A 24,369-nucleotide genomic window follows, 5' to 3' on the forward strand; every position below is an offset into this window, starting at 1 on the left:
GAGGCGAACAGAGAAAGCGAGCAAGAGATGAGCAGTTACGTTACGAAGGCGGTGATCCCGGCGGCCGGACTGGGCACCCGGTTCCTGCCGGCGACCAAGGCCATGCCCAAGGAGATGCTTCCGGTCGTCGACAAGCCGGCAATCCAGTACGTCGTCGAGGAGGCTGTCGCCAGCGGTCTCAACGACGTGCTGATGATCACCGGCCGCAACAAGAACGCGCTCGAGAACCACTTCGACCGCAACGCCGAGCTCGAGGACACCCTCGTGCGCAAGGGCGACACCGACAAGCTGCGCAAGGTGAGCTACTCGACGTCGCTCGCCGACCTCCACTACACGCGCCAGGGCGACCCCAAGGGCCTCGGCCACGCGGTGCTCCGAGCCAAAGCGCACATCGGCCACGAGCCGTTCGCCGTTCTGCTCGGCGACGACATCATCGACGAGCGCGATCCGCTGCTGACCCGCATGCTCGAGGTCCAGCACGCGCTCAACACGACGGTCGTCGCGCTGATGGAGGTGCCGCCGGAGAGCATCCACCTGTACGGCGCAGCTGCGATCGTCGAGACCGACCAGGAGGACGTGGTGCGCATCACGGGACTGGTCGAGAAGCCCAGCCGCGAGAACGCGCCGTCGAACTACGCGGTGATCGGCCGCTACGTGCTGCGCCCCGAGATCTTCGACATCCTCGAGAAGACGGCACCGGGCAAGGGTGGCGAGATCCAGCTGACCGACGCCCTGGAGGGACTCGCCACGGCTCCGGCATGGACGGGCGGCGTGCACGGGGTCGTCTTCCGCGGCCGCCGCTACGACACCGGGGACCGGCTGGACTACCTCAAGGCGATCGTGCAGCTCGCCGTCGCGCGCGACGACCTCGGCCCCGACCTGCTGCCCTGGCTGCGCGAGTTCGCCGAGAACGCGGGGCCCGCCGACACCGGAAGCATCCCGGCGCTGCCACTCCCGATCGAACCGGCCGCCCGGCAGCTGCTGCAGATCGCCGGAGCCTGATCCGCGCTGGGCGGACCGGCGGTCTACTCCGGTCGACCGTCCGTGTCCGCCCAGATCGGCTCGCACAGCGCCGCGACCGCGTCGCAGGCGGCCTCCAGGGTCGCGGGGTCGGTACCCGCCTGCGCGATGACGCCGTCGAGTTCGCGGAGCCCGGCCCCATTCCTCACCGGCGGACTCGACCCTATCGTGCCTGCTCAGTGCAGCCCGAGCCGCTTGAGCGCGTGCTTCTCGCTCTCGCCGCGCTCGGTCTCGACCTCGTCGACGGCGATCGGGATGCTGGGTCCGACCGCCAGCCAGACGAAGCCGTCTCTGTGCACCAGCGGCACCAGGTCGGTCGTCCCGTCGCGCAGCAGCGTGCGGACGCGTTTGAGGAAGGCGTAGCCCTCCGACGGCAGGGTGACGTAGGTCTTCCTGCGGTAGTGGACGACGTGGGCTACGGTCTTGGCGCTCAGCCCGGCCACCTCCGCGTCGGGAAACGGCTCGGCTGTGGGCACTGCGGCGTCCTTCGTGTCGGTCATGCCACGAACGGTACGCCGGGTGCGTTAGCGTCGACAGATGCCCGTCGCCGAACCCGCGCTCCTCGATCGGCTCGCAGCCCGCGGCTGGCCGGCCCTCGAGGCCGAACAGCTGGGAGGCTGGACCCTGCGCGCCTCCCACGGCGTCACCAACCGCGCGAACTCGGTGCTCGCCTCCGCGGAGCCGCCCGACCTCGACGACGCGATCGGCCGGGCCGAGGTCTGGTACGCCGAACGCGGCCTCCCCGCCGTGTTCCAGGTCAGCCCGGCTTCGCCGGCCGGGCTCGCGACCGCGCTCGGGAGACGCCGGTACCGCGAGCATTCGCAGACGGACATCCTCGTCGCCGACCGCGCGGCGGTCGCGGCGGTCGCGCCTTCGCCGTCCTCGATCGACGTGGCGGAGGCACCCCCTCCCGGCTGGCTCGACACCTGGTGGGAGGTCGACGGTCGCGGCGGCGACCGCGAGCGCGAGGTCGTCACGCGCATCCTCTCGGGCGGGCCCGCCCTGTACGCGTGGTCCGGTGACCCTGCCGCACCCGACGCGGTCGCCCGGCTCGCACTGGTCGGTGAGTGGGGCGGCCTCTACGCGGTCGCCACCCTCCCGCAGACGCGCAGGCGCGGGCTGGCCCGCAGCCTTGCGGGCGCGCTCGCCGTCGCTGCGTCAGACCACGACGTCGAGAAGCTCTGGCTGCAGGTGCTCGTCGACAACACGGCCGCGCACGCGCTGTACGCCGAGCTCGGCTTCGTGCGGGCCTCCGGCTACGCGTACTGGGAGCAGGTACGGCTGGCACGACCCTGTTAAACCACGATGCCGGGCGGTGTGGATACTAGGGTTACTCCACACTGCCCGGCATGCGTTTCGGGGTTATCACCGGTGGATTATTCGGGTTCCTCCGACGACTCTTAGAGACTAGCAAACTTGTCGGCCATATGGAGGACATTTTTGTACCCCGATGTGTCCCCAATCTGAGGGGCTTCCCTGGCGCCCGTGCCGGAGCCGCGTCCGCGTCAGGCCGACAGCTCGCCGATCAGCGCCGCCACGAAGTCGTCGATGTCCTGCTCGGTCGTGTCGAACGAGCACATCCAGCGCACCTCGTTGCGCGACGTATCCCAGTCGTAGAAGCGGAAGTGCTCGCGCAGCCGGTCGGCGACGCCGGCGGGGAGGGTCGCGAAGACACCGTTCGCCTCGGTGGCCTGGCTGAAGCCGACGCCGCGGATGCTGCCGTCGGCGATTCCGGCCTCCAGCGCGCCGCGCAGGCGGGCGGCCATGGCGTTGGCGTGCGAGGCCGAACGCAGATAGAGGTCGTCGCTGAGCAGTGCGATGAGCTGTGCGGAGATGAACCGCATCTTCGAAGCGAGCTGCATGTTCAGCTTGCGCAGGTAGAGCAGCCCCTCGGAGGAGGCCGGGTTGAGCACGACGACGGCCTCGCCGTACAGCATGCCGTTCTTGGTCCCGCCGAAGCTCAGCACGTCGACGCCGGCGTCCGTGGTGAACGCGCGCAGGGGCACCCCGAGGGTCGCGGCCGCGTTCGAGATGCGGGCGCCGTCCATGTGCAGCTTCATGCCGCGCGCGTGCACGTGGTCCGCGATCGCGCGGATCTCCTCGACGGTGTAGGCGGTGCCGACCTCGGTGGTCTGTGTGATGGACACGACGAGCGGCTGCGCCCGGTGCTCGTCGCCCCAGCCCCACGCCTCCCGGTCGATCAGCTCGGGGGTCAGCTTGCCGTCGGGGGTCTCGACGGGGAGCAGCTTGAGACCGCCCACCTTCTCGGGCGCGCCCGCCTCGTCCGTGTTGATGTGCGCCGTCTTCGCGCAGACGACGGCGCCCCAGCGCGGCACCATCGACTGCAGCCCGACCACGTTGGCACCCGTCCCGTTGAACACGGGGAACACCTGGACGCCCTCGCCGAAGTGCTCGGCGAACACCTCGTGGAGGCGCTCGGTGTAGACGTCCTCCCCGTACGAGATCTGGTGGCCGTCGTTGGCCGCGGCGATCGCGTCGAGGATCTCGGGGTGCACGCCTGCGTAGTTGTCGGAGGCGAAGCCGCGCAGGCTCAGGTCATGCAGTTGAAGCGTCACGTGTCCATCCTAGATTCCGTAGAAGTGTGCAGAGATTCGTCACGAATGTCGCTTTTCGTGCCACGAATGTCGACATTCGTGACGAATGTCAGAGCGGGATCCGCACGCCGTTGACGTCTGCCGGGTCGGCGTTCCAGAGGCCCACGACCTCAGCGCCCAGCCGCTCCTCGAGCCCGGCCAGCGTCTTGACGACGAAGACGACCGCGGCCGATTGAGGCGCCTGCTTGGCGAGCCCCTGTGCCACGGCGCGGGTCCAGGCGTCCGCGGCCGCCTTGGCGGCGGCGTAGTTCGCGCCCCCGGCGTACGGCGCGTCCACAGCGGAGGACGACACGATCGCCAGCCGGCCGGCCGGGGATGCGACCAGGTCGTCGTAGAACACCCGGGTCGTGTTGCGCAGCGTGCGGAAGCCGCGCTCCAGGGACTCCCAGTCCTCGTCGCTCTGGCCGGCGATCCCCCCGCCCCCGCGCCAGCCTCCGACCAAGTGCACCAGCCCGTCGACGCGGCCGAACTTCAGGTGGATGCGCATGGCGAGCTCCGCCACCGCGTCCCGGTCGGCCAGATCGCACACGCGGGTGTCCACTCCCGGAACGACGGCGGCGAGCGCATCGAGCGCCTCCTGGCGCGTCCCGACGGCGAGGACCGTCGCGCCCGCCGTCACGAGCGCCCGTGCGACAGCCTCGCCCGATGCGCTCGTCGCACCGGCGATCAGGACCAGCCGGCCGGCGAGCCCACCCTCACCGGCCGCCATCGACGGCGTCGGCCCGGTCTCTTCGGGTGAGAACCGGGCCGGCGCCGAACCCTCGTGATCCGTCACGCGTCGTCCGTGGTGCCGGTGATCCCCGAGGTCGACTCGATGACGGCGGCCATCTTCTTGTTGAGCGCCTCGTAGAACATCGACAGCGGGAACTCGTCGTCCAGGACCGCGTCGGTGTAGCCCTTCGGCGCACCGGAGAGGATCTCGTCCGACAGCCCTCGTGCCCAGTTGGAAGCCGGGTGCGGGGTGAGCGTCTCGGTGAGCATCGCGTACGCCGCGAGCCAGTGCGCCACCTTCGGGCGGTCGATCGAGCGCCAGTACAGCTCGTTGATCCGGTCGCTGAGCGCGACGACCACATCGGGGACGGCATCCCAGTCGATCGTCAGCTGCGTGTCGGTCCAGTGCAGCACGTCGTGCTGGTGCATCCACGCGAACAGCAGCTGGCCGCCGAGTCCGTCGTAGTTGCGCACCCGGCTGCCGGTGATGGCGAAACGGAAGATGCGGTCGAAGATCACCGCGTACTGCACGAGCTTCGCGTGGTCCCGGATCTCGCGCTGTGCAGCAGACAGCTCGGAGTCGGGGAAGGCCCCGAGCTCGCGCTGCAGCCGCACCGACTCGCGGAACGCGGTCAGGTCGCAGCGGAGCTCCTCGAGCGAATAGAGGAAGAACGGCATCCGCTGCTTGATCATGAACGGGTCGAACGGCAGGTCCCCGCGCATGTGGCTGCGGTCGTGGATGATGTCCCACATCACGAAGGTCTCCTCCGTGAGGTGCTGGTCGTCCAGCATCCGCGCCGCGTCCTCCGGCAGCTCCAGCTTGGTGATCTCGGCGGCGGCGCGCACCACCCGCCGGTAGCGGGCGGCCTCGCGGTCCTGGAAGATCGCTCCCCACGTGAACTGCGGGATCTCGCGCATCGCGACGGTCTCGGGGAACAGGACAGCGGAGTTGGTGTCGTAGCCCGGGGTGAAGTCCACGAACCGCAGGGCGACGAACAGCTTGTTGCCGTAGTCGCCGGCCTCCAGGGCCGCGACGAACTCGGGCCAGATGACTTCGACGAGCACGGCCTCGACGAGGCGGTTCGTGCTGCCGTTCTGCGTGTACATCGGGAACACCACGAGGTGACCGAGCCCGTCGACACGGTGCTGCTGCGGCTGGAACTCGTTCAGTGCGTCGAGGAAGTCGGGCACGCCGAAGCCCTCGTCCGCCCACCGGGCGAAGTCGCGGCGCAGCGCCTCGAGGTAGGCGGCGTCATGAGGGAAGAACGGTGCGAGCTCGGCGACGGACGCCACGATCGTGGCGGTGAACTCGGCGGCGGCCCGCTTGTCGGACTCGTGCTCGACGGAGCCGTCCTTGACCTGGAGCGACTGGAGGCCGGTGGCCGCGTCCTTGAGCCGCAGCCACGCGGGGTGCGTCGCGACCTCGCGGACCGAGCGGCCGTCCTCGACGACCTCGGGCTCCCCGACAATGGCTCCTGCAGTGAACTGCGGGACGAATTGAGACATGACGAACCTCCCGTCGTGCGATCGGCCGCGGTCGCGGCGGTGCGATGGGCGCGCCCGTGCACGCCCTGCTTCCGAGCCTAACCGCGCAGACCGGACGATTTCTTGACACTTTCGGCGGAAACGTGCGCGCGACGGCGATCCTGCGCACGAAACCGTCGTGCGGAGCGTCGCTAGAGTGCTGTCGTGACTTCCGCCGCAGACGTCCAGCAGGCCCTCGCCGCCGTCGCTGACCCGGACGACGCCGTCTTCCTGCAGCGCTTCTTCAAGACGGGCCCTGGCGAGTACGGCGAAGGCGACGTGTTCATCGGCGTGCGTGTGCCGCAGACGAGGACGGTCGCGAAACGGTTCGCGGGCCTTCCGCTGCCCGAGGTGCGGCTGCTTCTCGACAGCCCCGTGCACGAGCACCGACTGGCCGGTCTTGTCATCTTGAATGCGGCCTTCGCGCGGGCGAGCAGCGCGCGTCATCGCGACGATTCGGAGCGTTCCCGGCTGGTCGACTTCTACGTCGAGGCGGTTCGCGACGGGCGGGTGAACAACTGGGACCTCGTCGACTCGTCTGCCGAGTACGTGCTCGGCGCCTACCTGGTGGACCGTCCGCGCGACCTGCTCGACGAACTCGCCTCCAGTCCGGTGCTCTGGGAACGCAGGGTCGCCGTCCTGTCGACGTTCGCCTTCCTCAAGGTCGGCGATGCCTCCACGACGCTGGCGCTCGCCGCCCGGTTACTGGACGATCCGGAGGATCTGATGCACAAAGCGGTCGGCTGGATGCTGCGCGAGACCGGCAAGCGCGTCGACCGGGAACTGCTCCTCGGCTTCCTCGACGACCATGCCGCCCGGATGCCGCGCACCATGCTTGCGTACGCCACCGAGCACCTCGACGCGGATACCCGCGCCGCGTATCGAGCCGTGCCGAGAGAGCGGCGCGGCGCCGCCCGGTCGGGTTCAGCCGTCGCCGAGTCGTAGCGTCGGCGAGCCGGGGAAAGGAGCGAGCCGGGGGACCCAGGCCGGGCGTCCGAGCTCATACCTGCCCGCCCGGATCGATGTCGCCCCGCCACGACCCCGTTTCGACGGGCTGGTCTTCGATGTACTCCTTGAAGTTGCGCAGGTCCTTCTTGACCGCGTGATCATCGACGCCGAGCGCGGCGCCGATCTTCTCGAGCGCGTCGCCCGGCGTCCAATCGAACTGAACGGTCACGCGCGTGGAGGTGTCGGAGAGCCGGTGGAACGTCACCACCCCGGCGTGCGAGACATCGCCGGCCACGCTCTTCCACGCGACACGCTCGTCCGGATGCTGCTCGGTTATGACCGTGTCGAACTCGCGGGTGGCGCCGCCGATCGTGACGCGCCAATGGTTGGTGGTGTCGTCGATCTGGCGGATCTCGTCGACCTCCTCCAGGAAGTGCGGGAAGCTCTCGAACTGCGTCCACTGGTTGTAGGCGGTCGTCACGGGGACGTCGACGTCGATGCTCTCGGTCACTGCGGCCATGATTCGACTCCTTTTCGTCACTGACTACTGATTCGTCGGCGACGCTAGGCGCGCCCCGGCGGCCGATCGAGGGGTCGACAGCGGCGCAGATTGGTGGGACAGGCCTCCTAGAAGCCGGCCCGACCCGAGCGGTAGGCGCGCGGAGTCATCCCGAAGTGGTGGGCGAACTGACGACTGAATCGGGCGGCGTCGGTGTAGCCCCAACGAGCCGCGATCTCCGCGATCCTGAAGCCGGCGAGGGCGGAGTCGGCGAGGTCGCGCTTGCAGTTCTCCAGGCGCCGCGCGCGTATCCAGGCCGCGGCCGTCGTCTCGTGGGTTTCGAAGAGGGCGTGGAGTTTGCGCGGCGAGACGAAGTGCTTCGCGGCGATCTCGGTGACCGTCAGGCCGGGGCGGTGCAGGTGGGCGTCGATGTATTCGAGGATCGACGCGAGCAGCCCATCGCCCGAGTCGGAACCTGCGGCGGTCTCCATGGTGGTCTCGGCCAGCGCGGCGGAGACCAGGTCGATCATTCCTCGCACCACCCGGGAGCCGACGGCTTCGTCGATGGAGTTGAGCGAGCCGACGAGCTGTCGCGCGAACGGCTGGACGAGCTGGACGATCGGGCGACCCCGGTCGAGTGCGACGCCCGAGAGGTCCTCGAGCGTGGACGAGGGGAGGCCGAGCTCCTGCGCAGGAGCGAGGAAGGTGAGCGCTTCGGTGCCGAGGTTCTCCGTGAGGCACGGAGAATCGAGGCTGTACACCGACATGTCGCCCGGCCGCAGAACCGCCGTGTGGTCGTGCTGGGTGAAGCGGGTCTCGCCGGCGAGCTGGATGTGCACCATCTGGAGACCTCGGCCGGCGCTGGTTCCGGTTCCGTTTCCGCTGGTCTCGAGCGTGTGGGCGGAGCACACCGCCGTGGCGATCCCGTACCCGCCCAAATTCCGCGACGCGAACGCCGAGGCGAAGGTCACCGGGTTGGTCGTGCGGACGGTGATCGGCCACGGCTCGTTGCTGAACTGCTCGCGGTACCCGTCGAACCGGGTGTTGTGACGTGGGATGTCCTCCATGAAAACCTCCGAGCCCTCGTGACCCCCGCACGCCGCGCGGCCGGTGATCACACGATTCTACTGAAATATCAAGGTGTAGATTTATATAGCAGAGATCCGCATCGGCCACAAGCATTCCCGGGTGGTCCTCGGGTGGGCCTCAGGCGGTCGGGCCGGCACGCGAGCGACCTGGGATGATGGAGGAATGGCGAGAACCGTTCGTGGCGCGCGTGTGCTGATCACCGGCGCGGCCTCAGGCATGGGGCGGCTCTACGCGGAGCGCGCCGTGCGTGAAGGCGCCAAAGCCGTCGTGCTGTGGGATCGGGACGCCGCCGGACTCACCCGGCTCACCGACCGACTCCGGGCGGAGGTGCTGACCGGACGCACCGCGACGGCCTGGGGCGCACCGGCGGGGTCCCCGAGTTCGGCGAACGGGAGATCGGGAACGAGCATCCACCCCTACGCCCTCGACCTCGGCGAGCTCGGCGGCATCGCGCAGGCCGCCCAGTCGGTGCGCAAGGAGCTCGGCGGCATCGACGTGCTGATCAACAACGCCGGGATCGTGCGCGGCAAGTACTTCTGGGAGCACGACAACGGAGACGACACCCGCGCCACGATGCAGGTCAACGCGCTGGCGCCGATGTACACGACCCGTGAGTTCCTGCCCGCGATGATCGCGAGCTCCCGCGAAGCGCGCATCGTCAACATCGCCTCGGCTGCCGGCACGCTCGCCAACCCGCGGATGAGCGTCTACGCGGCCAGCAAATGGGCCGTGATCGGGTGGAGCGACAGCCTCCGCATCGAGCTCGAGCAGCAGGGCTTCGGGCATGTGAAGGTCACGACTGTCGCGCCGAGCTACATCGACACCGGGATGTTCGAGGGGGCGCGCGGCCCTCTCCTCACCCCCGTGCTGACCCCGGAGTACGTGGTCGACCGCGTCTGGAAGGCGATGCTCTCGGGCAAGCCGATGCTGATGCTCCCGTGGTCCGTCGGGTTGGCGAAGACGCTCAAGGGGGTCCTTCCCGTGCGGGTGTGGGACGTGCTGGCAGACCGCGTCTTCGGTGTCTACACCTCGATGGACGAGTTCACGGGCCGCGGGTAGCGGCCTGACGCCTCCGGGCAGGCGCGCTCCGGCGTGCCGAAATTGTCGTTTCGTGCACGCGTGCCGAGGCTGACTTGTATTTGCGTGCACGCTCCTCGCGAATCGCGCCGCACGGCCTCCGCGGGCCACCAGTCTGTTCGAGCGGGCCGAGACCAGCCCGCTCTGTCGGAAGGCTGGAAATGAAACGTATCGGTAAGCGGCTCACTGCAGGTCTGGCGTTCGCGGTCGCCAGCGGCTTCACACTCGGCGGGATCATCGCCATCACCCCGGGAGCGTCGGCGTCGGCGGAGTTGCCAGACCCCTCCGCGATCGAATGGCAGGCCAGGACCGGCCTGTTCAACGGGGCGTACAGCAATGTCCGTCTCGACGTCGAGCGCCTCGAGCGCGTGCACGAGGGCATGACGACTCCCAAGCTCCGAAACAGCGCCGGTCAGCCGATCGACGGAGTCCCGCACTTCTTCCTCGGCAAAGACCCGAAGACCGGCGCCTTCCTTCCCGAAAGCATTCTGATGTGCATCGACATGCTGCATGTCATCTACCGGGTCCCCGACGGTTCGGAGTACTTCGACCTGGCGACTCTGGTCCCTGGGGAGACCGCCGTCGGGATCTCACACACGCTGAACGCGGGACTCCAGCTGGCGAAGGGCGCAGGGCTGCGGATCGCTACGGACGGAACACAGCCGTTGACGTTCACGACGGACGCGGCGTCGGACATCATGCTCGCCGCGCAACTCAAGGCCTGGCACCTGTTCGCCCGTGACAACATCGCCCAGCCGCTCCCGCGACTGGAGTTGCGCGACTTCTCCGTCGACAAGCGCATCACGCCGGCGGGAGGCGGCGAGCGGGTGACGATCGAGAACTTCGATCTCACGGACCGATTCGCAGAGATCGACGAGCTCGTCCGGCGGTACGCCCAAGCTCCGGCCTTCTCGACGACCCCCATCCAGTTGGACGGCACCACCACGACAGTGACCGATCCCCTGGCGTTGAGCGGGTTCGAGCTCGAGGTCGACCCCGCGACGTCGTCGTCCGGCTACGACCGCTATGTCACAGTGGCGACGACATCGGGGAAGATCGAGATCACGCGGGTCAGGCCGCTCGACCGACCGCTCACCATCGGGTTCCGCAAGAAGTTCGCGCACGGGCTCGGAGCGGACGGGGTCGCGTCGGGTGTCCGTGCGGCGAACGATCAGATCAAAACCGTGCTCGCCAACGTGTACACCACGGAGTTCTCCCTCCCGATCGAACCGGACGACGGATCGGTGACGGTGCGCAAGAGCGACGCGTCGGGGAACGCGCTGGACGACGCCGAGTTCACGATGTACGACTCCACGGGGTCGACCGTCGCCCACGACGCCTGGGGCCGTCCGCTCGTCGGACGCACGGGGGCAGGCGGGCACGGCGTTCTGCGGTTCGCCGACGTCCCGGCGGGCCGTTACATCCTCGTCGAGACGCGCGCCCCCGACGGATACCAGCTGGACCCGACTCCGCGTGAGATCACGGTCACTCCCGGAGCGCAGGTCGCGGCAGCGGGAGGGAAGCCGATCGTCAACACTCGGCTGACCAGCGATCTCGAGATCCACAAGTCGAACGGCGTCACGGTGTTGCGACCGGGCGAGGTCACCACCTACGAGATCGTCGTCGCCAATCGGTCGGCGTACACGCAGCCCGTCGACGCCGTCATCGAAGACGTACTCCCGGACGGCCTGCGCTTCGTCTCGGCAGACCACGGGGGCGTCTACGACGCCGAGAGCCGGATGGTCAGCTGGAACGTCGGGCCGGTCGGCGGCACACCGATCGTGGTCTCGGTGACCGCGCGGGTCGAGGAGTCGGTCGCTCCTGGCACGACCATCGCCAACCGTGCGACCGTGACGCTCGACGGGGTCTGCCCCGGGTACGACGACCTCGAAGCGTGTCAGGCCGTCGACACCGACGCGGTCCCTGCGCTGGTGCTGATGAAGTCCAACGGGACCGACGTCGGACTTCCCGGCGGGACGACCGCGTACGAGCTCACCGTCGTGAACACGTCGTCGGCGGAGGCGCCCGATGTCGTGATCGTGGACGCGCTTCCCGAGGAGCTTGTCTTCGTGGCCGCCGATTCGAACGGCCACTATGTCGCTGACGACCATGAGATCACGTGGAAGCTGGGCGCGCTGGCCGCAGGAGAGCAGCGCTCGGTACGCGTGATCGCCTGGGTCGACGACCGGGTGGGGCCAGGAGCCGAAATCGTCAACGTGGCCTCGGTGACGAGCTCGGGCGCGTGCTCCGACAGTTCGGTGCCCGCGGACGAGCCGTGGACGCCGGGCGAGGCCCCGCGCTCGACGTGCAGTGCGACGGACATCGACCGGGTTCCCGCTGTCTCGATCACCAAGGACGACGGCAGGACCACGGTGTTCCCCGGTGAGCGACTCGACTACCGCGTCGTCGCCACGAACACGTCCGACAGCCCGGCGCCCGACGTCATCGTGATCGATCGGCTGCCCCACTCGGTGTCGTTCGTCGAGTCGAGTCTCCCGCTCGCCGACGTCTCCACAGCCTCCGTGCTGCACTGGGACCTCGGCGACCTCGCTCCGGGGGAATCGCGGGAGATCATCGTCTCGGTCGTCGTCGACGAGCACAGTCTGCCGGGAACGGCGATCGTCAACACGGCCGTGATCAGCTCGGCCGGAGTATGCGTCGACGATCCGAAGACCGAGGTGGACGAGTGCACGGCGGTCGACGAGGACGTCATCGTCACGCCGGCGGTTCCGGACGAGGAGGAGCCGCCGGCCCCGGTGGATGGTGAGCGGCCGGAGCTCCCGGTCGAGGAAGAGACGGCCGACGTCCGTCCGGTGGCGACCGTTGCGCGTGCCTCCACCGCGGGGAGGCTGGCCGATACCGGGCAGAATCTTCGCATGGTCCTCGAGTTGGGTGGGCTCGCTGTGGCGCTCCTTGTGACGGCGGGGGCGAACACCCTCGCTCTGCGCCGACGCCGCCTGCGGCGCTCTGCCTAAGCGAACATGTGTGCGGGCGGTGAGGCCGGGTTCGGGCTCACCGCCTTCACGTGTGTCCGATGCGAGAGGTCGATCAGCGGCGCGCCGGAGTGCGCTGTCCGGAACGCACGGGGGGATGCGCCGAAACGGTCGGTGAACGAGCGGCTGAAGTGTGCCGCATCCTTGAAGCCCCAGCGCGCGGCGATCTGGGCGATCGTGAGACCGGAGAAGGCCGAGTCGACGAGTTCGCGTCGGCAGTGGTTGAGGCGCCGCGAACGCACCCAGGCCGCGACCGTGATGTCCAGCATCTCGAAGAGGGAATGCAGTTTGCGCGCCGACATGAAGTTCGCGGCGGCGATCTCACCGACAGAGAGGTCGGGTCGGGAGAGATTCTCCTCGATGTAGTGCAGAACGGCGTCCAACTCCTCGGTCCGGGCGGTGTACCCGGTCTCCCGACTGGTCTCGAGGACGATGGCGCCGAGCATGCGGATCGCGGCATCCACCATCCGAGTCTCGACACCGGAGTCTCCCGTCTCGAGGGTGCGGCCGAGGTGCCGGGCGAGCGGGGTCACTGCTCCGACCATCGGGCGCTCACGATCCAGTCGGACTGCGAGCAACTCGTCGATCACCGCGTCCTGCACCTGGAGTTCGGTCGTCGGTGCCCGGAGGATCAGGGACTCTCCGCTGTGGTCGAGCGAGAACGGGCGGGCGGACGAATAGAGGGCGATGTCCCCCGGCCGCAGCACCGCGGTCCGACCGTTCTGCACGAGGGTGCTCGACCCATCGAGCTGCACGTGGACCATTCGCGTGGAGCTCAGGTCACCGTCATCCGAATCGTCTTCGGCCGAGCCGAGGTGTTCGACCGTGTGGTCGCTCCCGGCGAAATGATTGACCGTGATGTCGCCGATGTCTCCGCGATCCATGAGGAGCGAGAACGTCTGCTCGCCCGGCGATGAGCCGATGAGGCCGAGTGGCGCGTCACGAACCCTGCGCCGGAACTGATCGAACGAGACTAGGCGGTCTTCGGCGTCCATGACGAATGGTGACTCTCTTGTTACCGAGACCTGCGGGCCGGTAGCGGAACCCGGCCATATCTCAGATCTCGAATCGAGAATCTAGCAGATCGGATCAAGGGGGCGCGAGAGCTGCGGTCTTGTCACGCCCAGCGGCGGTTCGCCCACCGTTCGAAGAGACCGACGAGTGAGTCGGTGAGCTTGCCGAGGATCGCCAGCAGGATGATCGCGAGGAACAGCCGGTCGGTGCGCCCGTTGTTCTGCGAGTCGCTGAGCAGGAATCCGAGCCCCATCGACGATGCGATCAGCTCGGCCGCCACCAGGAACAGCCACGCTTGGGCCAGTGCGAGTCGGAGCCCCGAGATGACGGCCGGGAGCACCGAAGGGAGCTGGACCGTGGTGAAGAGCCGCACGCCGCCGAGTCCGAATGCCCGCCCCGCCTCCACCAGTTGACGGTCGACGTGGCGAAGAGCCGCGGCCACCGTGGTGTACACGGGGAAGAAGGCGCCGATGGCGATGAGGATGAGCTTGGAGTCCTCCCCGATCTTGAACCAGAGGATCAGCAGGGGCACCCAGGCCAGCGACGGAACCGCGCGGATCGCGCCGAGGGTCGGGCTGAAGAGGATGTCGCCCAGACGGGAGAGCCCGACCACGGCACCGAAGACCAGGCCGAGGGCAGCGCCGATCGCGAACCCGACCAGCACGCGCTGCGTGGAGATCGCGATGTACAGCCCGAGGAGGCCGCGCTGCGCGAGGTCGACGGCCGCCTCCACGACCATCGCGGGCGTGGGCAGCTGCGACGAGGTGAACGCTCCCGAAGTCGACGCGAGCTGCCAGGTCGCAAGCAGCGCGACCGGGATGAGCGCGCCCCCGACGATCCGCACCCAGCGGCGCGACAGGAACGGTGTGCGGCCGGCGGCTGTGGGCGGCGCGGCCTCGCGCGGGGTCTCGCGGGCGACCGCGGTCGCGGCGAGCCCTTCGCCGGGGCCGCCGACGACGATCAGCGGACCGTCGCCATCAGGAGCGTTCTGGTACGACAAGCGCGATCAGCCGCCGATCGCGCTCGGGTCGGCCTTCTTCGCGAAGGTCGGGTCGAGGAGGGAGTCGAGAGCCGTGTCGATGTCCTTCTGCGAGCGCACATCGCCGGACTCCACGAAGATCGGGCCGACCTTCTTCAACACCTTCAGCTGCGCGGCTCCCGGGACGTTCGACACCTCGAGGTTGGTGCGCTGGGTGATGACCGTGGTCGCCACGGCCGGGTCGATTCCCGCGACCTCGGCGAGAATCTTCGCGGTCTCGTCCTGGTGCTTCAGCGCCCAGGCGCGCGCGTACTCGTAGGTGTTCACGACCGTCTGCGCGACATCGGGCTTCGACGAGAGGAACGACTCGGTCGCGTTGAGGAAGCCATACGTGTTGTAGCCGACATTGCGGTAGATGAGCTTGGCGCCCGACTTCTCGGCGTTGGCCATGATCGGGTCGAGTCCGCTCCAGGCCTCCACCGAGCCGCCCTGCAGTGCCGCCCAGCCGTCGGCGTGCTGGAGGTTCTGGATCGTGACATCTTTCGCCGACAGGCCGTTGGCCTCCAGCGCCTGCAGTAGGAAGAAGTAGGGGTCGGTTCCCTTGGTGGCCGCGACCTGCTTGCCCTTGAGTTGCGCGACCGACGTGAGGTCGGAGTTCGGGCCGACCACGATCGCCGACCACTCCGGCTGCGAGAAGATGTCGATGGTCTTGATCTCGGACCCGTTGGAGCGAGCGAGCAGGGCGGCGGAGCCGGCCGTCGATCCGACGTCGATCGCGCCGGAGCGGAGCGCTTCGTTGGCCTTGTTCGAGCCCGCCGACTGCACCCAGTTGACCGTGATGTTCTGCTTCTTGAGCGCCTTCTCGAGCCAGCCCTGCTTCTTGATGACCAGGCTGAGCGGGTTGTACGTGGCGAAGTCGATGTTGAGCGTGCCGCCCTCGGTGACGCCGGCCCCCTTCGTCGAGCCCGACGCGGCGCCTTCGCCGGCGACGCACCCGGAGAGCAGGAGAGCGGCCGAGGCGGCGAGTGCGGCGACGGCGGTGACGATCGTGGGTCTGCGATGCATGGTCGGAGTGCCTCTCGGTTCTGGTGTCTGTTGTGCGGCTCGCGGTGCTGTGTCTCGAGCCTCGCGGATCCGCCGCCGAGGCGGGCGCGATCCGCTGGATCTGTGGATCAGTAGGGGAAGACGGGGATGGTGGAGGAATGCAGATCCTCGAGCGCGCGGCCGTGCCGGTCGATGCCGAGGCCGTCGAGCAGTTCTGCCCGCAGCTCGGCCAGCGCGGCCGACCCCCGGTCGCGCGGGCGCGTGCCGGGGACGGTGACGACGCGACGGATGGTCGCGCCGTCCCGTCCGTCCTCTCCGCCCAGCAGGATGATGCGGTCGGCGAGCTGGAGGGCCTCGTCGACATCGTGCGTCACGAGGAGGATCGTCGTGGGGGCGGCGGCGTGGATGTCGAGCAGGAGATCCTGCATCCGCAACCGCGTCAGGGCGTCGAGGGCGCCGAACGGTTCGTCCAGCAGCAGCACGCCGGGATTGCGCGCCAGCGCGCGAGCGAGCGAAGCCCGCTGGGCCATTCCGCCGGAGACCTCCCGCGGGCGGAGGGCCGCCGACGCTCCGAGACCGACGAGGTCGAGCAGGCGCGCCACCCGCGTGCTGCCCTCCCTGCGATCCAGGCCGCGGGGAAGCCCGAGCGCGACGTTGTCGGCGAGCGATCGCCACGGCAGCAGTCGCGGCTCCTGGAACCCCACGGCGCATCGTGCGTCGATGCCCGCGACCGGCGTGCCGTCGATCAGGGCGGCGCCGGTCGTCGGCGCGTCGAGGCCGCCCGCGATACGCAGCAGCGTCGACTTGCCGCACCCGCTCGCGCCGAGGATCGCGACGACCTCGCCCGCGTCGACGGTCAGCGAGACGTCGCGGAGCACGGTCCGCGACTCCGGGGCCGCACCCGCGCGCTTCACCGCAGCGAACGCCCGGCCGATCCCGGAGAATTCGACGGGGTACGCGGACGAGGGGGAGACCATGGTGCCTTCGACCGTATCGACAGCGGGCCAGCGGCTGCTCCCCGTCCGCAACACCGCGTAACGAAAGTGTCGGCGCGCAGCGATCCGGCGGTAGAGGCGGGATCAGAAAGTGAAGCCGGGCACCCCGGAGACCACCAGGCCCGCGCCGGCGAGCCACACCAGCACCGCCAGTACGATGCCGGCGATCGAAACCCAGAAGCTCACCCGCCGCCGCACCATCAGGACGATCGCGACGACGATCGCCGCCAGCATGACGATCGCAGGGCCCAGCAGCGCGACGAGGAAGCCGGCGCCCATTCGTCCCGTATCGCAGGCGGTGCCTCCGCTGCCGCAGGAGTCGCTCGCGAACACGAGGAAGAAGGCGAAGAAGGTGAGCGCGGCGGCGATCACCACGCCGACCGCCAGGAGCACGGACGACGTCACGATGTCCCAGACGATCGGGGCCCGGGCCGCCCGGGCCGCGCGGGGCGGCCGAGCCACGTCGTCGCTCACCAGATCATCGGGCGGTCGTCGTCGTCGCTCTCGTCCGCCTCCGAGAGCTCCACGAGCACCGGGACGTGGTCACTGGGCGCGTCGCCCTTGCGCTCGTTGCGGTGGATGCTGGCGTCGGTGACCCGGTCGGCGAACGCCTCCGAGCCGAGGATGAAGTCGATCCGTAGGCCCTCGTTGCGCGGGAAGCGCAGCTGCTTGTAGTCCCAGTAGGTGTATCCGTCGGGGACGATCGGGCGCACGACGTCGGTCAGCCCCACCTTCTCGAAGGCGGCGAACGCCGTGCGCTCCTGCGGTGAGATGTGGGTGGACTCTCCGGGGACGAGACTCGGGTCTCCCACGTCGGAGTCGAGCGGCGCGACGTTCCAGTCGCCCATCAGGGCGAGCGGAAGATGGGGGTTCTCACCCAGCCAGCGCTGGGTGTCGGCGGCCAGGGCGGCGAGCCAGTCGAGCTTGTACACGTAGTGCGGGTCGTCGAGCGCTCGCCCGTTCGGCACGTAGAGGCTCCACAGCCGGACACCGTCGACCGTCGCGCCGATCGCGCGTGCCTCCTTGGGCAGGTCGGGCCCGTCGTGGTCTTTGAGGAAGCCCGGCATGTCGGGGAAGCCGATCTCGACGTCCTCGATGGGAAGCCGGGCAGCGATGGCCACGCCGTTCCACTGGTTGAGGCCGTGCAGCACGACCTCGTAGCCCGCCGCCTCGAAGGCCTCGTAGGGGAACTGCTCCGGCTTGCACTTGATCTCCTGCATGGCCAGGACATCGACGTCCTCCCGGACCATCCAGTCCACGACTCGGGAGACTCGGGTGCGGATGGAGTTCACATTCCAGGTGGCGACGCGCATGCCCCGATCGTATCGGCCGCCACCGACCCGCTGCCGAGGGCACGGTGCCCGTAGAATGTCAGACGTGACCGACGCACGACAGCAGCTTATCGACTTCATCTCCGCCGAGGCCGTCTTCCACGGCGACTTCACGCTGACCAGCGGCAAGAAGGCCAGCTATTACGTCGACCTGCGCAAGGTCAGCCTCGACCACCGGGTCGCCCCGCTCATCGGTCAGGTGATGCTCGACCTGATCGCAGGCGTCCCCGACGTGGTCGCCGTCGGCGGAATGACGATGGGGGCCGACCCCGTCGCTGCTGCGATCCTGCACCAGGGTGCCGCTCGCGGTCTCGCTTACGATGCGTTCGTCGTCCGCAAGGAGCCGAAGGACCACGGCCGCGGCAAGCAGGTCGAAGGACCCGATCTCGAGGGCAAGCGCGTGATCGTGCTCGAAGACACCTCCACCACCGGCGGCTCGCCGCTCAAAGCGATCGAGGCGCTGAAGAAGGTCGGAGCCGAGATCGCGGGAGTCGCGGTCGTCGTCGACCGCAACACGGGCGCGCGCGAGGTCATCGAGTCTGCCGGATACCCCTACTTCGCCGCGATCGGCCTCGAGGATCTGGGGCTGGAGTAGTGGCGGAACACCGCGACCCCGGCACGGGGGGCGAACCGGACCAGCCGGAGCGCGACCCGCAGCAGCACGACGACTCCGAGCCGGAGTTCGGCAGCTCGGAGTGGCTGCTCGCACAGCTCACCGGCGGCCGGCGCGTCGAGCGGGCGGACGAGACGGTCGGTGCGACGACCGGCGTTGCGCCCGAGGGGGAGCGGGAAGAAGACGGCGCGGGCGTCGGCGGCGCGGATGGCGGCGAGGTCGCCCCGGAGACGTCCGAGTCGACCGTGTCGAGTGGGGACGAGCCCGCATTCGGAGCCTTCGACGATCTGCTTCGGGAGCCCACGGCGTCGGGAGAGGACGTCGGTGCCCCCGCAGCGCAGCCGGTCCCTCTCGATTTCGCGGATCTGCTTCGAGACGTTCCCGCCCCGACGCCGGACGAATCGGCCGACGACGACGTCGCCACCACCCCGATTGCCACGGTGCCGCAGGGTTTCGTCTGGAACCTGACGTCCCGACAGGACGGGGAGCGAGACGACACGGTCGCATCGGCGCCGAGCGCGGAGCCGGACCGGACGAGCGCATTCGGGGCCGAGAGGCCGACCGAGGAGGCGGGTGCTCCCGAGGCGGATGCTCCCGAGGCGGATGCCGAGGACGCGACCCCACCCGTACGTCGCACGAACTTCGTCGAACCGCAGAGCCGCCCTGCACGGGAGACCCCCGCGGCTGAGAGTGCCGCTGCGTCCGGTTTAGCTGCCGGATCCGCGCCTGCGGCCCAGCCCGAGGTGCCGGCTGCCCAGACGCCACCTGCCCAGACGCCACCTGCCCAGACGCCACCTGCCCAGACGCCGGCCGCTCCGGCGCAGGGCTTCGAGCCGCCGAGTTTCGTGGCTGCTCTGCGGATGCCGCGTCCGCCGGAGTGGGGCGACGCTCCCTCGTCTCCCGCGGAGCCGCCGGCCGGGAGTGACAGCGTCGCGCCCGCCGGCGAGGGGCTCGGAGAAAGCCGACCGAACGTCGACGAGCCGGAAGCCGAACCGAAGCCGCCGACGAACGACACGGAGCCACTGCACGGTCATGGGCTCGCTGCGCTGCTCGGCGCATACCAGGACGAGCGTCCGGCACCGCGTCCTCTCCTCGGTGACACGACCGGGATCATCCCCCTTCCACCCACGTACATTCCGCCCGCCCCGACCGCACCGCCCACCCAGACCCCGCCGCCAACGACCCCCGCTGTGGCGACTCCCGAGACGGTGACCCCCGAGACGGTGAGCCCGGGAGCCGGAACGTCGGGCTCCGACGCGAATCCGGCACCGGTGACTCGGCGGGAGGCCTTGCGTGCCGAGGGGGAGACGGCCCCGGGGGCGTTCGTCCCGCCGGCGCTGAGCGAGCCGGCACCGCCGGCGCCCGTCGTGCCGCCCGACGAGGGGCCGTTCGACGAGGCCGCCCAGACCGAGGCCATCCTCGGTGCGCCGCCGTCGCCGGCAACGAGTCCCTTCGATGCCGCAGCGCTCGCCGCTGCGTCGGCCGAGCTGTCGACCGCGGCGATCCCCGTCGGCGATGTTCCCGCGGCTCCGGAACCGGCGCAGCCGGTCGGGCGGGCCGCTGGCGAGCTGAACGATGCCGGCGAGGCCGATGGCCACGACGAGCCGGACGGCATCGCGGCTCTCTTCGGCGACTTCGCGCTCGCCGACGGCGCAGAGGGCACAGACGACGATTCTGATCGCGTCCACGAGGTGGGCTCCCCGGTCGTCGACGAGTCGCAGCCTGCCGCGGAGTCCGCACCTGCCGCGTCCGCCGCGGCAGCCGACGCGGACACGCCCGCCCCCGCGAACCCGGCGGCCCCCGCGGACCGGGCGGCCACAGCGCAGGGCGGTTCCCTGGGCATCGACGCCATCCTGTTCCCGGAGCTCGCCGGTGACGCGCAGGCGAGCCGAGAGGCCGACCCGGACGCTGCGGACGCCTCCCTTCCGGAGCCCGCTGCCGCGCTGGAGGGGCCGCAGCTGGGCGCCGAGCCGGGTGCCGGATTCGGGCTGGACGACTTCGATACGGCAGCGCCGCCGACCGTCGCGTTCGATGCGGCCGCCGCTGCTCGTGAGCCGCTGGCGGCTCCCACCCCGCCGAGCCCCGCAACGACGCCTGTCGACAGCCCGGCAGCCGGTCCCGCGGCCGGCCCGGCGGCAACCGCGGCCTGGGCAGCAGCCGGTCCCTCCGCTTCCACCGCACCCGCCACCCGACCGACATCGCCGTCGTCCACTCCACCGTCGTCCACTCCGCCGCCGTCCACTCCGCCGACCCCGTCGAATCCTCCCCAGGGCCCGCGCGACCCGCGGCTCAACCGACGCATCTACCTCATCGCCGGTGTGCTGGCGGTGCTGCTCGTGCTCGTCGGTCTGTTCGCGCTCGGCACGCGCATCCCCGCGCTGTTCGGGGCGTCCGCTCCGTCGCACCCGGCCTCGGCCTCCCGGGCAGCGTCCGCGACGCCCACCCCGACGCCGACCCCGACCCCGACCGTGATCCAGAAGCCGGCGGCGGCCGTCGGTCCGGGCGAGCACGCCTGGGACACCCTCGGCGGCGGGGAGTGCATCCAGCCGTACACGTCACCGTGGGCCGAGACCTTCACGGTCGTCGACTGCACAGCCGATCACAGCGCCCAGATGGTCTACACCAACCTGCTCTCCGCCGACCCCGCCGCTCCATACCCCGGCGCGGACGCGCTCGCTCAGCAGATCAACACTCTGTGCACCGCGGGCGGCGTGGTCGACCTGAACGCCGCTGCCGCCTACCCCGACCTGCAGGTGCAGGGCACGTTCCCGGCGACCGACGCGCAGTGGAAGAGCGGCCAGCGCTCGTACTATTGCTTCGCCAGCCGCTCCAGCGGGCAGCCGCTCAGCACCTCCGTGCAGGGCCAGGGACCGACCGGCTGATCGCCTCCGCCTCCTCGCGGCGCGACCCGGTCAGAGCGCCCGATCGTTCTCGTAGCGGTCGAGCGCGGCCGGCGGGTTGAGCCGCCGGGCGGAGGCCAACTCCAGCGCCGCGTCGCCGTCGCCCGGTACGGTCACATTGACGACGACGGCGTCGCGCTCGGCGCCGACGCCGAAGACGCCGTCGGCATCGAGGTCGGCCAGGGCGGCGACCATCGCCTCGCGCAACCGGCCGTTGACCGCGGCCGAGCGTTCGAACGGGTCGCCGAGACCGTCGAAGAGTCGCTCCACCTCGCCGAAGTGGGTGTCACCGAAGAACGCGAACGGCGACTCCAGCTCCGACCAGCGCAACTCGTCGGGCAGCAGTTCGACGCCCTGGTGGCGGTAGCCGGCGACCGTGAGGGCGAGCCCGTCGTACGACGCAGCGGTCGGGGCCGGCCGGTGCGACTGAGCGGTGGTGGCGAGACCGAAATAGTAGAAGGTCTCGGACGGGTGGACGGACCGGAGGTCGTCCCAGGCGGACCGTGCCGCCTCCCGGACGGCGACGCGCACGAGGTCGTAGGTTGCGGAAGTGGGGACGCCCATGGTGGTGCTTCTTTCTGGTGGGGGCGATCCGACGCGGTTGCGTTCGGGGCACGACGGGACCGCGGCCCGTGGAGGCCGGTGGTCCCGGGTCAGAGATCCGACTCGACCGGACCCGTGGTGACGAGCTCGTGCACGCCGGAGAGGATCTCGTCGGGGCGGAACGGGTACCGGTCGATCTCGGCCTGGTCGCTGATGCCGGTGAGCACCAGGATGGTGTGCAGGCCGGCCTCGATGCCGGCGACGACATCGGTGTCCATCCGGTCGCCGATCATCGCGGTGTTCTCGGAGTGTGCGCCGATGCGGTTGAGCGCCGAGCGGAACATCATCGGGTTCGGCTTGCCGACCACGTAAGGCTCCATTCCGCCTGTCGCCTTGGTGATCATGGCGGTCACCGCTCCGGTCGCGGGAAGCGGGCCCTCCGCGCTCGGCCCTGTGGCGTCGGGGTTGGTCGAGATGAAGCGGGCACCCGCGCCGATCAGACGGATCGCCTTGGTGATCGCGTCGAACGAGTAGCTGCGGGTCTCGCCGACGACCACGTAGTCCGGGTTCGTGTCGGTCATGATGAAGCCCGCCTCGTGCAGGGCGGTCGTCAGCCCGGCCTCCCCGATGACGTACGCGCTGCCTCCCGGCGCCTGCGACTTGAGGAAGTCGGCGGTGGCCAGCGCGGAGGTCCAGATCGACTCCTCCGGAACGTCGAGCCCCGACGCGCGGAGTCGGGCGGCGAGGTCGCGCGGCGTGTAGATCGAGTTGTTGGTGAGCACGAGGAACGGCGTGCCCTGGTCGCGCCACTGCTGGATCAGCTCGGGGGCGCCGCGCAGGGCCTCGTTCTCGTGGACGAGCACGCCGTCCATGTCGGTCAGCCAGCACTCGATCTCGTCGCGTCGCGCCACGCAGGACCCCTTTCGAAGGTGATGTGACGCCCCCAGCTTATTGCCCGGTTGGTTGCAGCAGGGTTTCCAGAGCCTGACGGGATCCCCCGAATGCGTCCATGTCGATGTACGTCTCGTCGCCGTCGTAACCCGCGAGCCGCTCGCGATCGGAGTACTGCCAGAACGTCCAGCGGCGGCCGTCCGGGATCATCGGCGGCAGCAGGACGGAGCGGTACCAGATCGGATTGTCGCGGTACGCGCCCTTCAGATAGCGGTCGTAGGCCGTGCCGGTCGCGTAGAGGATCGCGGGCCTTCCGTAATGCTTCTCGAGCTCGTCGAGGAGCGGGTCGAGGACGGCCTGCACGCGTTCGCGCGACGGAGGAGCGGAGAGGTAGCCGCCGTAGAGCTCGACGTCGACCGTCACCGGGAGGGTTCCCGCGTCGGCGGGGACGGTGCGGAAGATGTTCTGCGCCTGCCGCTCGGCGCTGCTGTCGAAGCTGAGGAAGTGGTACGCGCCGACGATCAGCCCGCTGGCCTTGGCGTCCCTCCAGTTCGCCTCGAAGCGTTCGTCTTCGTCGCCGGAGCCCTCGGTGGCTTTGATGATCGCGAAGTCGACGCCCTGCCGCGAGAGCACCGGCCAGTCGATCCTGCCCTGATAGCTGGACACGTCGACGCCGCGCACCGGCAGCGCGGCGGCGAGGACGCGGTTCGGCCAGAGGATCCCCGCGAAGAGGAGCACCGCCGCGACGGACACGGCGGTGACGCCCGCGACGATACCGACCACGAGGTACGTGCCGTGCCGGGGACGCGCGGGGTTGTTCGCGTCGTGCGCGGTCTTCGTCACCCGCCCACCCTGGCAGCAGCCGCTGGGAACTCGCGGTGCGGACACGCGGGTCTCGCTACGCTGGATCGGTGACGCCAGAGACACCGCAGGAGCCGGGCCGGGAGCACCTCCCGCCGTCGGCCGAGCTGACCACCCACGGCGTCGGCCCCTGGCCGGGCGACTGGCCGGAGGACCCCCGGTACGACCCCGAGCTGCTGCGACACGGCGACACCCGCAACGTGATCGACCGCTACCGGTACTGGCGCATGGAGGCCGTGGTCGCCGATCTCGACGAGCACCGGCATCCGTTCCACGTGGCCATCGAGAACTGGCAGCACGACATGAACATCGGCTCCATCGTGCGCAGCGCGAACGCGTTCGCGGCCGACACCGTTCACATCATCGGCCGGCGCAGGTGGAACAAGCGCGGCGCGATGGTGACCGATCGCTATCAGCACGTGCTGCACCACGACGACGTGGAGGCCTTCGTGGCGTGGGCGCGGCAGGCCGGCCTCCCGATCGTCGCGGTCGACAATGTGCCGGGTTCGGTGCTCATCGAGACCTACGCGCTGCCGAAGGAGTGCGTGCTGTTGTTCGGGCAGGAGGGTCCTGGTCTGTCGGCCGCCGCCCTGGAGGCCGCGGACGTCGTCGTCGAGATCTCCCAGTTCGGCTCCACCCGCTCCATCAACGCCTCCGCTGCGGCCGCCGTCGCCATGCACGCCTGGATCCTCCAGCACGTCCCCTTCTCGTAGAGCTATCCG

Annotated in this window: 24 protein-coding genes; 8 read left to right on the plus strand and 16 right to left on the minus strand. The window is 69.7% G+C overall.

The window, feature by feature from the left end:
• Positions 1 to 27: 27 nt before the first annotated feature.
• Positions 28 to 1,002, plus strand: coding sequence for a UTP--glucose-1-phosphate uridylyltransferase GalU (gene galU / locus JNB50_RS05185; RefSeq protein WP_243767960.1), 975 nt, complete (start codon positions 28 to 30; stop codon positions 1,000 to 1,002).
• A 23-nt stretch (positions 1,003 to 1,025) separates the two neighbouring features.
• Here galU and JNB50_RS05190 read toward each other — a convergent pair whose 3' ends face one another.
• A complete protein-coding gene (locus tag JNB50_RS05190; protein WP_208039016.1) occupies positions 1,026 to 1,169 on the minus strand; it encodes a hypothetical protein in 144 nt (47 codons plus the stop codon).
• Positions 1,170 to 1,196: 27 nt separating this feature from the next.
• A complete protein-coding gene (locus tag JNB50_RS05195) occupies positions 1,197 to 1,520 on the minus strand; it encodes a hypothetical protein (RefSeq protein WP_208039017.1) in 324 nt (107 codons plus the stop codon).
• A 37-nt stretch (positions 1,521 to 1,557) separates the two neighbouring features.
• On the opposite strand from JNB50_RS05195, the gene JNB50_RS05200 reads away from it, so the two are divergent.
• Complete coding sequence (locus JNB50_RS05200; protein ID WP_208039018.1) at positions 1,558 to 2,319, plus strand: GNAT family N-acetyltransferase; 762 nt, start codon at positions 1,558 to 1,560, stop codon at positions 2,317 to 2,319.
• Positions 2,320 to 2,525: 206 nt separating this feature from the next.
• On the opposite strand, the gene JNB50_RS05205 is transcribed toward JNB50_RS05200, so the two are convergent.
• The 3 genes from JNB50_RS05205 to JNB50_RS05215 all read right to left on the minus strand — a co-directional run bounded on the left by JNB50_RS05205 (position 2,526) and on the right by JNB50_RS05215 (position 5,852).
• Positions 2,526 to 3,596: a low specificity L-threonine aldolase gene (locus JNB50_RS05205; protein WP_208039019.1), complete on the minus strand. Its 1,071-nt coding sequence runs from the start codon at positions 3,594 to 3,596 to the stop codon at positions 2,526 to 2,528.
• 88 nt (positions 3,597 to 3,684) lie between these two features.
• Positions 3,685 to 4,344, minus strand: coding sequence for an SDR family oxidoreductase (locus JNB50_RS05210; RefSeq protein ID WP_208039184.1), 660 nt, complete (start codon positions 4,342 to 4,344; stop codon positions 3,685 to 3,687).
• A gap of 62 nt (positions 4,345 to 4,406) precedes the next feature.
• Positions 4,407 to 5,852, minus strand: coding sequence for a DUF6421 family protein (locus JNB50_RS05215; protein ID WP_208039020.1), 1,446 nt, complete (start codon positions 5,850 to 5,852; stop codon positions 4,407 to 4,409).
• A gap of 183 nt (positions 5,853 to 6,035) precedes the next feature.
• On the opposite strand from JNB50_RS05215, the gene JNB50_RS05220 reads away from it, so the two are divergent.
• The gene (locus JNB50_RS05220; protein WP_208039021.1) at positions 6,036 to 6,815 is read left to right on the plus strand and encodes a DNA alkylation repair protein; all 780 of its coding nucleotides are present in this window, start codon (positions 6,036 to 6,038) and stop codon (positions 6,813 to 6,815) included.
• A gap of 55 nt (positions 6,816 to 6,870) precedes the next feature.
• On the opposite strand, the gene JNB50_RS05225 is transcribed toward JNB50_RS05220, so the two are convergent.
• Positions 6,871 to 7,338 carry an SRPBCC family protein gene (locus JNB50_RS05225; RefSeq protein ID WP_208039023.1) on the minus strand — a complete coding sequence of 156 codons (468 nt, stop codon included), beginning with the start codon at positions 7,336 to 7,338 and terminating at the stop codon, positions 6,871 to 6,873.
• Positions 7,339 to 7,445: 107 nt separating this feature from the next.
• Positions 7,446 to 8,384 carry a helix-turn-helix domain-containing protein gene (locus JNB50_RS05230; RefSeq protein WP_208039025.1) on the minus strand — a complete coding sequence of 313 codons (939 nt, stop codon included), beginning with the start codon at positions 8,382 to 8,384 and terminating at the stop codon, positions 7,446 to 7,448.
• A gap of 184 nt (positions 8,385 to 8,568) precedes the next feature.
• Here JNB50_RS05230 and JNB50_RS05235 point away from each other — a divergent pair, with 184 nt between their 5' ends.
• Positions 8,569 to 9,465, plus strand: a complete 897-nt coding sequence (locus tag JNB50_RS05235) for an SDR family oxidoreductase (RefSeq protein ID WP_208039026.1) — start codon at positions 8,569 to 8,571, stop codon at positions 9,463 to 9,465.
• Positions 9,466 to 9,644: 179 nt separating this feature from the next.
• Positions 9,645 to 12,458: a SpaA isopeptide-forming pilin-related protein gene (locus tag JNB50_RS05240; protein WP_208039028.1), complete on the plus strand. Its 2,814-nt coding sequence runs from the start codon at positions 9,645 to 9,647 to the stop codon at positions 12,456 to 12,458.
• On the opposite strand, the gene JNB50_RS05245 is transcribed toward JNB50_RS05240, so the two are convergent.
• The 6 genes from JNB50_RS05245 to JNB50_RS05270 form a co-directional block, all read right to left on the minus strand.
• A complete protein-coding gene (locus tag JNB50_RS05245) occupies positions 12,455 to 13,471 on the minus strand; it encodes a helix-turn-helix domain-containing protein (RefSeq protein ID WP_208039030.1) in 1,017 nt (338 codons plus the stop codon). The genes JNB50_RS05240 and JNB50_RS05245 overlap by 4 nt on opposite strands.
• Positions 13,472 to 13,593: 122 nt before the next feature.
• Positions 13,594 to 14,349, minus strand: a complete 756-nt coding sequence (locus tag JNB50_RS05250) for an ABC transporter permease (RefSeq protein WP_243768081.1) — start codon at positions 14,347 to 14,349, stop codon at positions 13,594 to 13,596.
• A gap of 147 nt (positions 14,350 to 14,496) precedes the next feature.
• Entirely contained in the window at positions 14,497 to 15,534 is a 1,038-nt protein-coding gene (locus JNB50_RS05255; RefSeq protein ID WP_208039031.1) for an aliphatic sulfonate ABC transporter substrate-binding protein, read from the minus strand.
• Positions 15,535 to 15,641: 107 nt separating this feature from the next.
• Entirely contained in the window at positions 15,642 to 16,490 is an 849-nt protein-coding gene (locus JNB50_RS05260) for an ABC transporter ATP-binding protein (protein ID WP_208039032.1), read from the minus strand.
• Between the two features lie 102 nt (positions 16,491 to 16,592).
• Positions 16,593 to 16,982: a DUF6264 family protein gene (locus JNB50_RS05265; RefSeq protein ID WP_307794603.1), complete on the minus strand. Its 390-nt coding sequence runs from the start codon at positions 16,980 to 16,982 to the stop codon at positions 16,593 to 16,595.
• Positions 16,979 to 17,821 (minus strand): exodeoxyribonuclease III, encoded by an 843-nt coding sequence (locus tag JNB50_RS05270; RefSeq protein WP_208039033.1) that lies wholly within the window; start codon positions 17,819 to 17,821, stop codon positions 16,979 to 16,981. Before JNB50_RS05270 ends, JNB50_RS05265 begins: the two co-directional genes overlap by 4 nt.
• 55 nt (positions 17,822 to 17,876) lie before the next feature.
• Here JNB50_RS05270 and pyrE point away from each other — a divergent pair, with 55 nt between their 5' ends.
• Both pyrE and JNB50_RS05280 read left to right on the plus strand, forming a co-directional pair.
• Positions 17,877 to 18,434 carry an orotate phosphoribosyltransferase gene (gene pyrE / locus JNB50_RS05275; RefSeq protein WP_208039034.1) on the plus strand — a complete coding sequence of 186 codons (558 nt, stop codon included), beginning with the start codon at positions 17,877 to 17,879 and terminating at the stop codon, positions 18,432 to 18,434.
• Entirely contained in the window at positions 18,434 to 21,334 is a 2,901-nt protein-coding gene (locus JNB50_RS05280) for a septum formation family protein (protein WP_208039035.1), read from the plus strand. The genes pyrE and JNB50_RS05280 overlap by 1 nt, the downstream gene beginning before the upstream one ends.
• 30 nt (positions 21,335 to 21,364) lie before the next feature.
• Here JNB50_RS05280 and JNB50_RS05285 read toward each other — a convergent pair whose 3' ends face one another.
• The 3 genes from JNB50_RS05285 to JNB50_RS05295 form a co-directional block, all read right to left on the minus strand.
• Positions 21,365 to 21,916 (minus strand): DUF4303 domain-containing protein, encoded by a 552-nt coding sequence (locus JNB50_RS05285; RefSeq protein WP_208039036.1) that lies wholly within the window; start codon positions 21,914 to 21,916, stop codon positions 21,365 to 21,367.
• 89 nt (positions 21,917 to 22,005) lie between these two features.
• A complete protein-coding gene (locus tag JNB50_RS05290; protein WP_208039037.1) occupies positions 22,006 to 22,806 on the minus strand; it encodes an HAD-IIA family hydrolase in 801 nt (266 codons plus the stop codon).
• Between the two features lie 37 nt (positions 22,807 to 22,843).
• Complete coding sequence (locus JNB50_RS05295; protein ID WP_307794604.1) at positions 22,844 to 23,629, minus strand: GH25 family lysozyme; 786 nt, start codon at positions 23,627 to 23,629, stop codon at positions 22,844 to 22,846.
• 68 nt (positions 23,630 to 23,697) lie between these two features.
• Here JNB50_RS05295 and JNB50_RS05300 point away from each other — a divergent pair, with 68 nt between their 5' ends.
• Positions 23,698 to 24,360, plus strand: coding sequence for a TrmH family RNA methyltransferase (locus tag JNB50_RS05300; protein WP_208039038.1), 663 nt, complete (start codon positions 23,698 to 23,700; stop codon positions 24,358 to 24,360).
• The last annotated feature ends 9 nt before the right edge of the window (positions 24,361 to 24,369 follow it).

The sequence above is a fragment of the Leifsonia sp. TF02-11 genome (genome assembly GCF_017565305.1).
GTDB lineage: Bacteria > Actinomycetota > Actinomycetes > Actinomycetales > Microbacteriaceae > Leifsonia.

Coding starts and splice junctions, on each gene's coding strand:
- galU (WP_243767960.1), top strand. CDS start 28: ATGAGCAGTTACGTTACGAAGGCGGTGATCCCGGCGGCCGGACTGGGC.
- JNB50_RS05195 (WP_208039017.1), bottom strand. CDS start 1,520: ATGACCGACACGAAGGACGCCGCAGTGCCCACAGCCGAGCCGTTTCCC.
- JNB50_RS05200 (WP_208039018.1), top strand. CDS start 1,558: ATGCCCGTCGCCGAACCCGCGCTCCTCGATCGGCTCGCAGCCCGCGGC.
- JNB50_RS05210 (WP_208039184.1), bottom strand. CDS start 4,344: ATGGCGGCCGGTGAGGGTGGGCTCGCCGGCCGGCTGGTCCTGATCGCC.
- JNB50_RS05215 (WP_208039020.1), bottom strand. CDS start 5,852: ATGTCTCAATTCGTCCCGCAGTTCACTGCAGGAGCCATTGTCGGGGAG.
- JNB50_RS05225 (WP_208039023.1), bottom strand. CDS start 7,338: ATGGCCGCAGTGACCGAGAGCATCGACGTCGACGTCCCCGTGACGACC.
- JNB50_RS05230 (WP_208039025.1), bottom strand. CDS start 8,384: ATGGAGGACATCCCACGTCACAACACCCGGTTCGACGGGTACCGCGAG.
- JNB50_RS05235 (WP_208039026.1), top strand. CDS start 8,569: ATGGCGAGAACCGTTCGTGGCGCGCGTGTGCTGATCACCGGCGCGGCC.
- JNB50_RS05240 (WP_208039028.1), top strand. CDS start 9,645: ATGAAACGTATCGGTAAGCGGCTCACTGCAGGTCTGGCGTTCGCGGTC.
- JNB50_RS05245 (WP_208039030.1), bottom strand. CDS start 13,471: ATGGACGCCGAAGACCGCCTAGTCTCGTTCGATCAGTTCCGGCGCAGG.
- JNB50_RS05255 (WP_208039031.1), bottom strand. CDS start 15,534: ATGCATCGCAGACCCACGATCGTCACCGCCGTCGCCGCACTCGCCGCC.
- JNB50_RS05260 (WP_208039032.1), bottom strand. CDS start 16,490: ATGGTCTCCCCCTCGTCCGCGTACCCCGTCGAATTCTCCGGGATCGGC.
- JNB50_RS05270 (WP_208039033.1), bottom strand. CDS start 17,821: ATGCGCGTCGCCACCTGGAATGTGAACTCCATCCGCACCCGAGTCTCC.
- pyrE (WP_208039034.1), top strand. CDS start 17,877: ATGTCAGACGTGACCGACGCACGACAGCAGCTTATCGACTTCATCTCC.
- JNB50_RS05285 (WP_208039036.1), bottom strand. CDS start 21,916: ATGGGCGTCCCCACTTCCGCAACCTACGACCTCGTGCGCGTCGCCGTC.